The sequence below is a fragment of the Deltaproteobacteria bacterium HGW-Deltaproteobacteria-6 genome (assembly GCA_002840435.1).
Lineage (GTDB): Bacteria > Desulfobacterota > Syntrophia > Syntrophales > Smithellaceae > UBA8904.
Genome location: PHAT01000005.1, coordinates 749,218 through 762,126, shown reverse-complemented (window position 1 = coordinate 762,126; position 12,909 = coordinate 749,218). Strand labels below are relative to the sequence as shown.

Genomic DNA, 12,909 nt, shown 5'->3' with positions numbered 1-12,909 from the left:
TATGAAAATTCTGCTGGCTGGTTACAATATTGATTACGATCTGATTCGCGAACTTCAGGAAAAAAGCGGATTTAAACAGGACATCACCCCGGAAACGATTTCCGCCGCCTACGCGCGCATCAGCCGCAGTCCCAAACCGGTTGACGCACTTCGGGCGGACGCCCGTGCCGAAGTTGACAAGGCCCGCAAGTCCAACCGCAACATCGTTTTTGAAATGGGGCACAGCTCGGTGGCCGAGCATGCCGTCTTCAACATCGACGTCATCAGTGTTTCCCGCCTGCTTGTGGAAGAAATTGAAAAGTTTCGCTTGTGCTCCTATACCGAGAAATCGCAGCGCTATGTTCTGTTTGACAAGGATTTTGTAGTGCCCGAAGAAATCGTTGAAACGGGTTTGACGGATTTGTTTATCGAAACCGTCACCATGCAAAACGATTTTTATCACGAGCTCTATGCACAGCTTCGCCCCCATGTATTCGAACAAAACAAAGCACTGGCCGAAAATCCCGCCAATAAATCGTTATTGGAAGGCTGGGCCAAGGAAGACGCGCGTTACGCCATCGCACTGGCCACTGAAACGCAGCTGGGCATGACCATCAACGCCCGCCATCTGGAGCTGATGCTGAGACGGCTTTCGGCCATCCCGCTTAATGAAGCGCGCATTTACAGCGAAAAGCTCTATGCCGCAACCAAAGACATCGCGCCCTCGCTCATCCGCTACACGCAGGCAACAGACTATGACCGGCTGACCCGCCGGAATTTGCAAAAACAGGCTGAAAAATTTCCCCCGAAAAAATCCATGGCGACAGGCAAGGGAAAATCAGCCGAGGTTCAGCTTCTGTTTGTGACACCCGAAGCTGATAGTCAAGCCGCCGCCGCGCTGCTTTTCTCATCATCCGGCCTGAGTTACGCCCATTGCCTGAAAGAGGCCAAAAGGATGGGTCTTCGCGATGCCAAAGCCCTGTTCAAAACCGCCTTTGCCAACCTGCAGGCTTACGACGCCGTCCTGAGGGAACTTGAAAATATCGACCTGCAGTTTGAGCTGATCATGAGCGCCAGTTGTTTTGCGCAGCTCAAGAGGCACCGGATGGCAACCATCATAAGCCAGGACTATGACCCGGCCCTGGGCGTCACCATACCTCCGTCGGTGCAGGCCATCGGCCGGCAGAAAGAGTTCATGGCGATGATCCATAAGACCAACATGGCCTACGCGGCCATCAAACGGAAGAATCATGAGGCCGCGGCCTATGTGCTGACCAATGCGCATCGCAAACGGGTTTTGATGAAACTCAACGCGCGGGAGCTTTACCATTTAGCCCGCCTGCGGGTGGATCAGCATGCCCAGTGGGATATACGGGACTTATCGGGGAAAATGCTGAGACAGGCACGCAAGGTCATGCCTCTTACGCTGATGATGTCCTGCGGAAAAGACGGATTTGCCGCGCAGCGGAAAAAAAATTTCCCCGGGACGTAATGCCCTTTCGATTCACGTGACCACATGACCATGAAAAGAAAACTGCCCATCGTTCTTCTGGCCACCACCATCAGTTCCTTTACGACGCCCTTTATGGGTTCGTCCGTCAATGTCGCGCTCCCGATGATCGCCCGCGATTTTTCCATGAACGCCCTGTCCTTAAGCTGGGTGGCCTCGTCTTTTCTGCTGGCTGCGGCCATCATGCTGGTGCCGATGGGACGGCTGGCGGACATTTACGGACGAAAAATATTTTTTCTCGGGGGCTCGCTGATCTTTGCCCTGTCGTCGTTTTTATGCATCGGGGCGGCAACGGAAAGCGTCTTCATCGCCCTGCGCGTTTTTCAGGGGATCGGCGGCGCAATGATTTTCAGCACCGGTACGGCCATGTTGATATCCGCTTACCCGGAAAACGTTCGCGGCAAAATACTGGGCATCAATATTGCCGCGGTTTACATCGGCCTGACCTGCGGCCCCTTCATCGGCGGTTTCCTCACCGAACATCTGGGATGGAAAACCATCTTTATTTTCAACGCCTTGCTGGGCCTGTCGGCAGCCCTGTTTGCCGCCTTCATCCCGAAGGAAGAACGGCCTGCCGCCAAAGCGGAGGAATTCGATCTGACCGGTTCCTTTCTTTACGCGATCGCTTTGTTTGCCCTGATGTACGGTTTCTCACAACTCCCCTCCGTGGCCGGCGGTGCGTTGATTGTCATCGGAATGATCTGTTTTATCTTCTTCATTCGACGGCAGTTGAAAAAGCCTTTTCCCCTGCTCAATATTCACCTGTTTATGGACAATCGTATCTTTGCTTTTTCCAATCTGGCGGCGCTCATCAACTATTGCGCCACCTTTGCGGTCACCTTTCTACTGAGCCTTTATTTGCAGCACGTTAAAATGATGACCCCTTCGCAGACCGGCATTGTGCTGGTGATCGAGCCGCTGATGCAGGCGGTTTTTTCGCCGCTGGCCGGAAGGCTGTCCGATCGGTATGAACCGAGAATCATCTCCTCCATCGGGATGGCAATGACCGTCATCGGCCTTTTTGCACTGATATTCATTGCGGCAGGCACATCCATTCATTATATTCTGATGTGCCTGGTTTTACTGGGAATCGGTTTTGCTTTTTTTTCTTCTCCCAATATCAACGCCGTCATGAGTTCGGTGGAGAACAAATTTTACGGCATTGCCTCGGCAACACAGGCCACCATGAGACTGGTGGGGCAGATGTTAAGCATGGGAATTGCCCTGCTGGTTTTTGCCTGGATCATCGGCAGCCGGAGCATCACCCAGGAGAACGGCGCGCTGTTAATTGTGAGCGCCAAAATTATTTTTGGAATTCTGGCGGTGACCTGCCTGGCGGGCGTCGGGGCCTCGCTGGCCCGCGGGCGTGTGCATAAATAATTGCCGGGGCGCATCGCATCTTTTATTTTTTTTGCGGGATACGGAAATGAAAAATAATTCAGTCAGCCTGGCCATCGGACTTGCCGCCGGATTGTTCGGAGGCCTGATTGGTCTGGGCGGCGGCCTGATTATGATTCCCCTGATGATCAGCGTCTTGAAATTCAGTCAGCATCAGGCGCACGGAACCAGTCTGGTCGCCCTGATCTTCACCGGAATCGCCGGGGCACTGATCTATGGCCTGCAGGGCAATATTGATTTTCTGGCGGCCGGGTCGCTTTCCATCACGGCGATTATAACTGCCAGAACCGGAGCGTATTTTGCCAACGCCCTCCCCGGATGGAAGCTCAAGCGGGCGTTTGGAGCATTTTTGATATTTTGCGCCGCCCTTATGCTGATCAAGCCCTACCTGCATGAGACCGGCATCCATCATCCGCTTTATGTGAACATCCTCATTTTCCTGATGACGGGAGCCGCCACCGGATTTCTTTCGGGTATGATGGGCGTGGGCGGCGGAACCATCATGGTTCCCGCCATGGTCTTACTCACCGGGTTCGGTCAGCACGTGGCGCAGGGAACTTCACTGCTGGTGATGGTTCCTTTGGGCGCGGCAGGCGCCCTGGCTCATCATGAACTGGGGAATGTCGTCAAAGGGTTTCTGCCCGGGCTGATCCCGGGTATTGTGCTGGGCGCCTTTCTGGGAGGCAATATCGCCAACTTTATTCCGGACACGCCGCTTCGCCTGGCGTTCATCGCGGCAATCATTTTTATGGGTGTGAGCTACGCCCGGTCAAAGGCGCCTGAATGATTTTTTAAGAGCTTGCTTTGCGGGAAGCAAAAATACTGATCAGAGGCTGATACGATATGGAAAATGAAAGAACCCTGCCGGACCTGGAAAGCAGAATCCAGTTACTGGAAGCGGAAGTCGAAAGGCTCGGCAACCAAAACAAAATCCTGATTGAAAGTCAACACATTCAGGACACCCTTTTGAAAAAGTCTCTGACCGGCTACTGCATATTCTCGGGAGGCAGGTTCCGCATGATCAATCCCATGGTGGTCTCTTTTACAGGCTATACTCCGGAAGAGATCATCGGGAGCCGGGCGGATTTTATGGTTCATCCCGACGATCAGCTTGCGGTGAAGAATAACTCATTGGCCATGCTGAACGGCAGGTTATTACGACCTTATGAATTCAGAATCATCACGAAGCAGGGTGAAATCCGTTGGCTGCTGGAAGTTGTCGCCTCCATTAGTTTTGAAGGAAAACCGGCCATCCTGGGCAGTGACATGGACATTACACAACAGAAAATGACGGAAAAGAAACTGGCGGAATCAGAAGACCTGTACCGTACCATTTTCGAAACGACAGGCACCGCGACGGTCATTATCGAAGAAGACAAGACACTGTCTCTGATCAACGCGGAATTTGAAAAGCTGACCGGTTATCGCAAAGAGGATTGGGAAGGAAAGAGAACATGGGTGGATCTGATCGATGAAAGGGATCGCAGCCGTGTGGAGGAAAATCACCGGCTAAGGCGAATGGATCCCAACGCGGCGCCCAGAAACTATGAATTTCATCTGGTCGACAGCCAGGGAAACATCAAGAACCTGCTCAGCACGAACAGCCTCATTCCCGGGACGAAGAAACACGTATGCTCAGTGATGGATATTACGGAGCTCGAGGAAAAGGGCAACGAATTGCTCGCCAAATCACGGAACCTGGAGGACCTGAATACAACCCTGCGGGTGATGCTTCAGCAGCGGGCCGAGGACAGGGAGGAGTTGGAACAGACTCTCCTGGCCAATGTTACAAAACTGATCATGCCCAATCTGGACAAATTGCGTAAAGGAGGTTCGGAACAAAGTCGCCAGATGTACCATGATCTTATAGCGTCCAACCTGGAAGAAATGTTTTCGCCCTTCTCCCGGAAGCTCTCCGCCCGATTCAGAAGTCTCACAACAACTGAAGTTCAGGTGGCACAACTGATCAAGGATGGTAAGAACAGCAAAGAGATTGCCGTCATCATGAGTGTTTCGAGCAGTGCCGTTGATGTTTACCGATATCGTATTCGCCGCAAGCTCGGCATCAACAATCAGAAAGTTAATCTTAGATCCTATCTCCTAAGCTTGCCCTGAGTATTTCCATACTGTGTTTGTATGGAAATAGATTTGGTTATTTCATATTGACATCAAATCTCCATTGTAATAAGTTGGCAGGCAATCAGATAATGAGGTGATGTGCCGCTCAAGGTAAACCCGCGATGAATCATAATTGTTAAAGGCTGATATTTTATTAACTTAAGGCATGGTTTCGCCAAATTTTATATCAGAGATCAAATTACCTTGACACATCCGTCGCACCTCTATTATAAATTGCACCTAAGTAAAACGTAAACGGAAGCTGAAGCTGAACCAGATGTAATCAACTCTTATAGTGAACAGTGGGAGTAGATGATCGTATGGACATGAAGCGCGCGTATTACGAAGATATTGAACTTTTTAAGAGCGGGACGATTCTTTTCTGGACAATCTGCTTACTGGTCCTGCTCTTCACCCTTCCCCTGTTTTCCACAAACTACTACCTTTACCTCTTTAACCTGATCATGGTTCACGCCATCCTTGCCGTGGGTCTCAATATTCTGGTCGGGTCAACAGGGCAAATCTCCCTGGGACATGCCGGATTCTTTGCCATTGGCGCCTACGGAACGGTGCTTTTGATGACCAAGCTGGGTGTACCTTTTTTCCCGGCCATTATCATCGCGGCTTTTATCGCCGCCTTTTTCGGTTTCATCCTGGGTTTGCCGGCCCTCAGGCTCGAAGGTCCCTATCTGACAATTGCCACCCTGGCTTTCGGCCTGGCCATTATGCACATCATCGGCCATACGGAAATCTTCGGCGGCCGCTCAGGCCTGAGAGCGCCTGCTCTGGATATCGGAATACCGCAGCTGGGCTGGAATTTTACGCTGGCAACAGACATGAGCAAGTATTATCTCATTCTCATCATCACCATCCTGATGGTTCTGGGGGCGATTAATATTTTAAAAACAAAAGTGGGACGCGCTTTTGTCGCCATCCGGGACAGTGACATTGCCGCCGAGGTTATCGGCATTAACCTGACCATTTACAAAACCCTTTCATTTGCAGTCAGCGCCTTTTATGCCGGGATTGCCGGCGGTCTTTTCGCCTTTGTTCTCGGATTTTTCGATCCCATCACCTTCAATATGTTTCTGTCCATTTACTTTCTGGTCATGATTGTCGTGGGAGGGCTGGGCTCCATCATGGGCTCCATTACGGGCGCAGCCTTTATCACGTATCTGATGTATGCCCTTTTCAAGAACGTCAAGGACGTTCCCTATGTGGGTGATTTTCTGGTGGCCATTTCGCAGCGCTGGCTCTCCATTACGGGGATGGACAACTTAAGCGCCATCGCCCTGGGGCTGGTCATGATAGGCATCATGATTTTTGAACCTATGGGAATTTTCGGAGTCTGGATCCGGGTAAAGAAATACTGGAAGACCTGGCCTTTTTAAAATCAGCAGACACGCACCGGAAGCATTAAACCACAATTGTCATTTGCAGCGGGACAAAGCTGATGGAATCGCAAGAACGGTCCAAAACGGAAAACCACGATGAAATAAGGGGGAAATATGCCTTTCGTACAGTTGTTAATTGAGGGATTGGCGATGGGCGCCTGCTACGGTCTATTTGGTCTGGCGGTCGTCATTATCTATAAAACATCGGAGGTCATGAATTTCGCCGCAGGTGAAATGGCCATGTTTTCCACTTTCATCGTTTTTCACTTACTGACTTTTTATCATTTTCCCTTCTGGGCCGCACTCACCGCAGCCATTGTGTTTGCCGCCATCCTGGGTGTTCTGGTCCAGTACATATTTCTCCGGCCCGCTAAAAATCCCACGCTCTTGAGCCTCATCGTCATAACGCTCGGTGTGGAAATGCTGTGCATGGGATTTGCCAGCTGGAAATGGGGCGCTGAACAGCAGGAATTTTCCATCCCGATTTCCTACATGGTAACCTATGAACCGGTCAAAGGGTTTTTGATCAGCCAGTGGGCGGTGGCCGTCTTCGTCATTGCCGCCGCCGTGATGGCTTTTCTCTTTTTCTTCTTCAAGTATACGCAGCTGGGAACGGCGATGCGCGCAACCCAGCAGAATAAGCATGCCGCTAAAATCATGGGCATCAACACGGACCGAGTGTTTGCCTTTTCCTGGGCATTCAGCTCAGTCATCGGTCTTATCGCCGCCGTACTGCTCACGGCCAAAACCATTCTTGATCCGCAATTCATGATGGAACCGTTCTTGAAGGCGTTTGCCGCGGCCGTTCTGGGCGGACTCATGAGCATACCCGGCGTGCTGATCGGCGGCGCCATCATGGGTCTCCTTGAAAATTTCTTCGGTTATGCCTGGCCAGTCTGGAAACCGATCACGGCTTTTGTTGTCATCGTTCTGGTGCTTTGCATACGCCCAAGCGGTCTGTTTGCCAAGCACTGGGTAAAGAAAGTGTAATGACGATGGACAGAAGAACACCCCGCAGAATATTTTTAAAAATACGGCTGATGTCGGCTATTGTCTTGACCCTGGCTGCGGCAACGGTGTTTTGTCTTCCTCAAAGCGCCCTTTGCGGATCCGCCGGCGACCGGGAGGAACAGGCGGTTCTCAAGGCCGCCCGGAAATTTCTCGATGCGGAAATACGACGGGATTACCCTGCCGTTTATGCCTGCTTCGCCCCGTCATCCGTTTATCTCCGGACGCATAACTACCAGCAGTATGTGGCCGAAGCCAAAGCCGCTCCGTATCACGTGGTCGCCTATCAGATCGTCCGCGTGAATTATATTCATAACAATAAGGATCCCCAGACGCTGTCAGCCGCCGACAGAATCGCCCAGGTGGAAGTGGAAGTGACGTTTGCCTATGAAGGCACCAACCGGCGATCCGTCTCCAATATCGGTTTCATCTTTCTGAAAGAAGGAGGCAAGTGGTACAAAAGCTAGGTGCTTCAATTGAGAGCCGGCAAGGATGTCTGTTTTTTTGACCAACTTTATTCGTTCAACGGGCATTTGTAGGATCATAAACAAAAGTTTTGGCATTTCACTAACAACTTAAGGAGGAAGGGCTATGGATTCTAAAAAGATGATGAGGGTAATGCTTGTTTGTCTGTTCGCCGTTTTTCTGCTTACCGGGGCGGGGCAGGCGGCAACTGAACGTGGATTTGATGATAAAGAAATTCGCATCGCTGCGTGGGGGCCTCAGACGGGTCCGGCGGCGCCGTGGGGCGCAGTCGCGCGCGGCAGTAAGCTCCTCTTCGATATTGTCAACGAAGAAGGCGGCATTAACGGCCGCAAAATCAAATTCTTCATCCGCGACGATCAATACAACCCTTCCCAGACCGTAGCCGCCGTCAAGGAGCTGGTTGAGCGGTACGGCATTTTCGCCTTTGTCGGCGGCGTAGGTACGGCCAGCTGTCAGTCCGTTTATAAAATCCTGCTGGAAAATAAAATCATCTGGATTTCCCCCTGCTCCGGCGCCAGATCGTTCTGGGATCCGCACAATCCCTATCTGTGGAACATCTGGGCAACCTATGAAGATGACGCCAGTATTCTGGCCAAATTCGCCGTTGAAAAAAAGAAATTCAAGAAGATAGCGATGTTCTATCAGAATGACGACTACGGCCAGGATGCTCTGGATTCGGTTAAATATCGCCTGAAAAAATATAATATGGAACTGGTGGCCGCGCTTCCCGTTGAGCCCACCGAGCGCGACCTTTCATCGCAGGTTGCCAAACTGAAAGCCTCCGGCGCCGAAGCGGTCATCGGCTACTGCTCGCCGACCCAGGCGGCTATCGCTCTCAGAACCAGTGTTTCCGTCGGCTTCAAACCCCAGTGGATTCACTCCTACAACCTGTCGGATTATCCTCTGATGAACAAGATCACCGACGGCCTGTGGTCCAAGGAAGCCGTGATCACCAGCGCATTCTTCGTTCCTCCTTTTTCCGATCATCCGCTGATCAACAAGTATCGCGCGGCGCAGAAACGGCTGGCTCCCACGGAAAGATGGGGCATTTTCTATCAGGCGGGAATTGTCGTCGGGGAGCCCCTGGTCTACGCCATGAAAAAAGCCGGCAAGAATTTGAGCACGGCAGCGGTTAAAAAAGAACTGGACAGCATCAAGAATTTCCAGGGCGTTGGTCCGAAGATCACCTGGACAGCTAAAAGTCACAAGGCCCCTAAGACCGTTCAGATCTGGCAGGCCGGTCCTAACAGCGAAAACATCGTCCTTCAGGATTGGACGGAAAACGAGATCAGCCGGCACTAGCAAAACCCGGGCGCGAACCTTGCGGGGGGAGCGAACACCCCCCGCAAGGCGCCATACGTCTTATGTTTCTGTTAATGTAGAGATTTACTATAATTGATATTGTCATTCCGAAAAGCATATCGAAGAGGAACGTTAAAATCCCTCTTCGTACCCGGGTCTCCCGAAATAAAATCCCGCTCATCCGGGGGTTGAAATGACAAAGAGAAAGGCATCTCATGGGCTATTTCGATATCGAACATTTGAGCATCAGCTTTGGCGGATTAAAAGCCGTCAATGATATCAGCTTCAGCGTCGAGAAGAATGAAATCTTTTCCATCATCGGACCCAACGGTTCGGGAAAGACAACCATCTTCAACCTGATTTCCGGGATTTATCATCCCAATGAGGGGTCCGTCAAACTCGAAGGTGAAGATCTGGTGGGTAAAACTCCGGACCGAATCGCCCGGAAAGGCGTTGCACGCACTTTCCAGAACATCGAGCTGTTCGCCAACGCGACGGTGATGGACAATCTCATGCTGGGCCGCCATATTTATATGAAAACCGGCGTTTTCGGAGGCGCTTTCATGTGGGGCAAGCGGTCCCGCGCCGCCCGTGAGGAAATCGCCCACCGTGAAAAAGTCGAAAATATTATCGATTTTCTGGAACTGCAATCCGTTCGGGATCATTTTGTCGGTTCTCTGGCGTACGGCAAGCGCAAACTGATCGAAGTTGGCCGGGCGCTGGCCCTGGAACCCAAAGTGATGCTGCTCGACGAACCATCCGCCGGCATGAACACGGAGGAAAAGGATGATTTGACGATCTGGATCAAAGATATCCGCGAAGACTATAATGTAACGATTCTGCTCATCGAACACGACATGAACATGATCATGGGGATTTCGGATCGTGTTTTTGCCATGAGCCAGGGGCAGAAAATTGTTCTGGGAACGCCTCAGGAGGTTCAGAAACACCCCGAAGTCATTAAAGCTTACCTCGGAGAGGAGGGCGCGATCTAATGCTGAAAGTAAAAAACATCGAGACATGGTACGATCTGATCCGCGCGCTTCACGGTATTTCCTTTGAAATCAAGCAAGGCGATATCGTTGCGCTTCTGGGTTCGAACGGGGCTGGAAAGACCACAACGCTGAAAACCATCATGCGCCTGTTTTATGATCTGAAAGAAGAACAGCCGGAAAAAGGAACCATTGAATTTCTGGGAGAACGCATCGACCGGAAGGATACGGCCGACATCGTCAGGATGGGAATCGGCTACGTGCCGGAGGGGCGGGAAGTGTTTCCCGAACTCACGGTGCTGGAAAATATCAATATGGGCGCCTACACGAGGAGAGACAGGAAAAACATCAAGGATGATCTGGAAAATGTTTTCCATCACTTTCCCATTTTAAAGCAACGGGTCAACCAGCAGGCGGGTTTGATGAGCGGCGGCGAACAGCAGATGCTGGCGATCGGCCGGGCGCTGATGAGCCGCCCCAAACTGCTCATGCTCGACGAGCCTTCTTTGGGACTTTCCCCGCTTTTAACCAAGGAAATATTCGGGATCATTAAAAATATTAACGAGAAAGACGGCATGACGATTCTCCTGGTGGAGCAAAACGTGAATATGGCGCTCAAATATTCTCACTACGCCTACCTGCTGGAAAACGGCAGAATCGTCCGCGCCGACAAACCGGAAGTCCTCCGGGAAGATCAGGACATTAAGGAATTCTATCTGGGAATCGCCACGGAACAGTCGGTCAAAGGGTACAAGCGCTATAGAAGAAAAGTCCGTTTCCGGTAAACCGGCGGGTATGGGATCTGAAAAGAAAATTTGTTAATGGTTCTAAACGATCAAGGAGACAGTATGGCCCAGTCATTGGAAATCAAGACGTTGCCCAAAGCATTTCTGAATATGGTGAAAAAGCAGCCCGATCGCATTGCCCTGAGAAGAAAGGATTACGGCATCTGGCATGATATCACGTGGAAGGAATATTACGAAAACGTCAAGCATGTGACTTTAGGCCTGCATGCCCTGGGCGTCAACTACAAAGACCACGTCGCGATCATCGGAGAAAACCGGCCGGAATGGCTTTACTCGGCACTGGGAATTGTTTGCGCGGGCGGCGCCTGGGTGGGCGTTTACACGACCAATCCGGTGGCGGAATGCGAATACGTCGTAGGGCACGCCGATGCCGTGGTCTATATCTGTGAAGATGAAGAGCAGCTGGACAAGGCACTGGCTTTCCGATCCAAGACACCGATGCTGCGCAAGCTCATCGTCTGGGAAATGGAGGGTCTCAAACATTATGAAGACCCCATGCTCATGAGTTTCGCTCAGCTTCTGGAACTGGGCAAAGAAGAAGACCGCAAGAATCCGGAGCTTTTCCAGCAGCTGACTGACCTGGCAAAGCCTGACGATATCGCGGGCATTATTTACACCTCGGGAACCACCGGGCCACCCAAGGGCGCTCTCTTGGCGCATGAGGGTTATCTGTGGATCGCCCAGTCCGCAAACCAGGTCACACCGCTCACCAATGAAGACGAAACCATTTCATTTCTGCCGCTTAATCACGTATATGAGCAAATCTTCGACATCATGTATCATCTGACCGTAGGGCAGATCGTCAATTTTACCGAAAACACGGACACCGTCATGGCGGACATGACGGAAATCTCACCCACCATGTTCCATGCCGTTCCCCGAATCTGGGAAAAATATTACTCCGGCATCGTTTTGAAAATGGCCGACGCGACCTGGCTTAAACGCAAATTGTATAAAATCGCCGTCCAGATCGGCACAAGGTACAACAACATCGCTCTCACTAAAAAGAAAGTGCCCACAGGGCTGGCCATCGCTTATCACATCGCCTATTTTGTTGTTTTCCGGAAGCTCAAAGAACGCCTGGGATTTGACCGGGTCAAGGTGGGAGTTTCCGGCGCCGCGCCTATTTCTCATGAAATTCTCAAGTTTTTCCAGAGCGTCGGCATTCCGATTCGCGAAGGGTACGGCATGACCGAAACCACCGGCATCACGCACATGTCGAACGAAATCGATTTTAAAGTGGGAACCGTCGGGAAAGCCATACCGGGAACACAGGTCAGAATCGCCGAAGACGGAGAAATTGTCGTTAAACATCCGGGTATCTTTAAAGGGTATTACAAGGATGAGGAACAGACCAAAGAAGTCCTGATTGACGGCTGGATGCATACCGGCGACGTGGGTGTGATTGATGAAGACGGTTACCTGAAACTGACCGATCGCAAAAAAGACCTGATCATCACGGCGGGCGGCAAAAACGTCGCGCCGCAGTATCTGGAGAACCTGTTGAAATTCTCGCCCTACATCAACGACTCCGTGGTCATCGGCGACCGCCGGAAATACCTGACCGCACTCATCGTCCTCGATGAGGAAAATGTCACGAAATACGCTCAGGACAATAAAGTGCAATTTACGACTTATGCCACCATGACCCGCGCGCCGGAAATCAATGCGCTGATTCAGGAAGAAATCGATAAAGTGAACAATCAGGTATCCCGCGTTGAGAATATCCGTAAATTCAGGATTATCGACAAGAAGCTCTATACCGAAGATGGCGAAGTTACCCCGACCATGAAGGTGAAGCGAAAGTCGATTAATGCCCAGTTCGGCGACCTGATTGAGTCCATGTACAAAGACTGAGGAATGCGGCTGACAAGCCGGATAATCCTGCTTTGTATCCAGAATATTTTTACTACGGG

The 12,909-nt window shown here is 51.3% G+C and carries 11 protein-coding genes; all 11 read left to right on the top strand.

The window, feature by feature from the left end:
- The first annotated feature begins 1 nt into the window (after position 1).
- Positions 2 to 1,471, top strand: coding sequence for a thymidylate synthase (FAD) (locus tag CVU71_13685; GenBank protein PKN18530.1), 1,470 nt, complete (start codon positions 2 to 4; stop codon positions 1,469 to 1,471).
- Between the two features lie 30 nt (positions 1,472 to 1,501).
- Positions 1,502 to 2,869 (top strand): MFS transporter, encoded by a 1,368-nt coding sequence (locus tag CVU71_13680; protein PKN18731.1) that lies wholly within the window; start codon positions 1,502 to 1,504, stop codon positions 2,867 to 2,869.
- 46 nt (positions 2,870 to 2,915) lie between these two features.
- A complete protein-coding gene (locus tag CVU71_13675) occupies positions 2,916 to 3,674 on the top strand; it encodes a permease (GenBank protein ID PKN18529.1) in 759 nt (252 codons plus the stop codon).
- Between the two features lie 56 nt (positions 3,675 to 3,730).
- Positions 3,731 to 5,002, top strand: coding sequence for a hypothetical protein (locus tag CVU71_13670; protein PKN18528.1), 1,272 nt, complete (start codon positions 3,731 to 3,733; stop codon positions 5,000 to 5,002).
- A gap of 323 nt (positions 5,003 to 5,325) precedes the next feature.
- The gene (locus CVU71_13665) at positions 5,326 to 6,396 is read left to right on the top strand and encodes a branched-chain amino acid ABC transporter permease (protein PKN18527.1); all 1,071 of its coding nucleotides are present in this window, start codon (positions 5,326 to 5,328) and stop codon (positions 6,394 to 6,396) included.
- A 117-nt stretch (positions 6,397 to 6,513) separates the two neighbouring features.
- Positions 6,514 to 7,389 (top strand): branched-chain amino acid ABC transporter permease, encoded by an 876-nt coding sequence (locus CVU71_13660; protein ID PKN18526.1) that lies wholly within the window; start codon positions 6,514 to 6,516, stop codon positions 7,387 to 7,389.
- Complete coding sequence (locus CVU71_13655) at positions 7,389 to 7,874, top strand: hypothetical protein (protein ID PKN18525.1); 486 nt, start codon at positions 7,389 to 7,391, stop codon at positions 7,872 to 7,874. The genes CVU71_13660 and CVU71_13655 overlap by 1 nt, the downstream gene beginning before the upstream one ends.
- A gap of 124 nt (positions 7,875 to 7,998) precedes the next feature.
- Entirely contained in the window at positions 7,999 to 9,195 is a 1,197-nt protein-coding gene (locus tag CVU71_13650) for an ABC transporter substrate-binding protein (protein ID PKN18524.1), read from the top strand.
- Positions 9,196 to 9,410: 215 nt separating this feature from the next.
- Complete coding sequence (locus CVU71_13645; GenBank protein PKN18523.1) at positions 9,411 to 10,190, top strand: ABC transporter ATP-binding protein; 780 nt, start codon at positions 9,411 to 9,413, stop codon at positions 10,188 to 10,190.
- On the top strand, positions 10,190 to 10,972 hold the full coding sequence (locus CVU71_13640; GenBank protein PKN18522.1) for an ABC transporter ATP-binding protein: 783 nt from the start codon (positions 10,190 to 10,192) through the stop codon (positions 10,970 to 10,972). Before CVU71_13645 ends, CVU71_13640 begins: the two co-directional genes overlap by 1 nt.
- 63 nt (positions 10,973 to 11,035) lie before the next feature.
- Positions 11,036 to 12,850: a long-chain fatty acid--CoA ligase gene (locus CVU71_13635; GenBank protein PKN18521.1), complete on the top strand. Its 1,815-nt coding sequence runs from the start codon at positions 11,036 to 11,038 to the stop codon at positions 12,848 to 12,850.
- Positions 12,851 to 12,909: the final 59 nt, after the last annotated feature.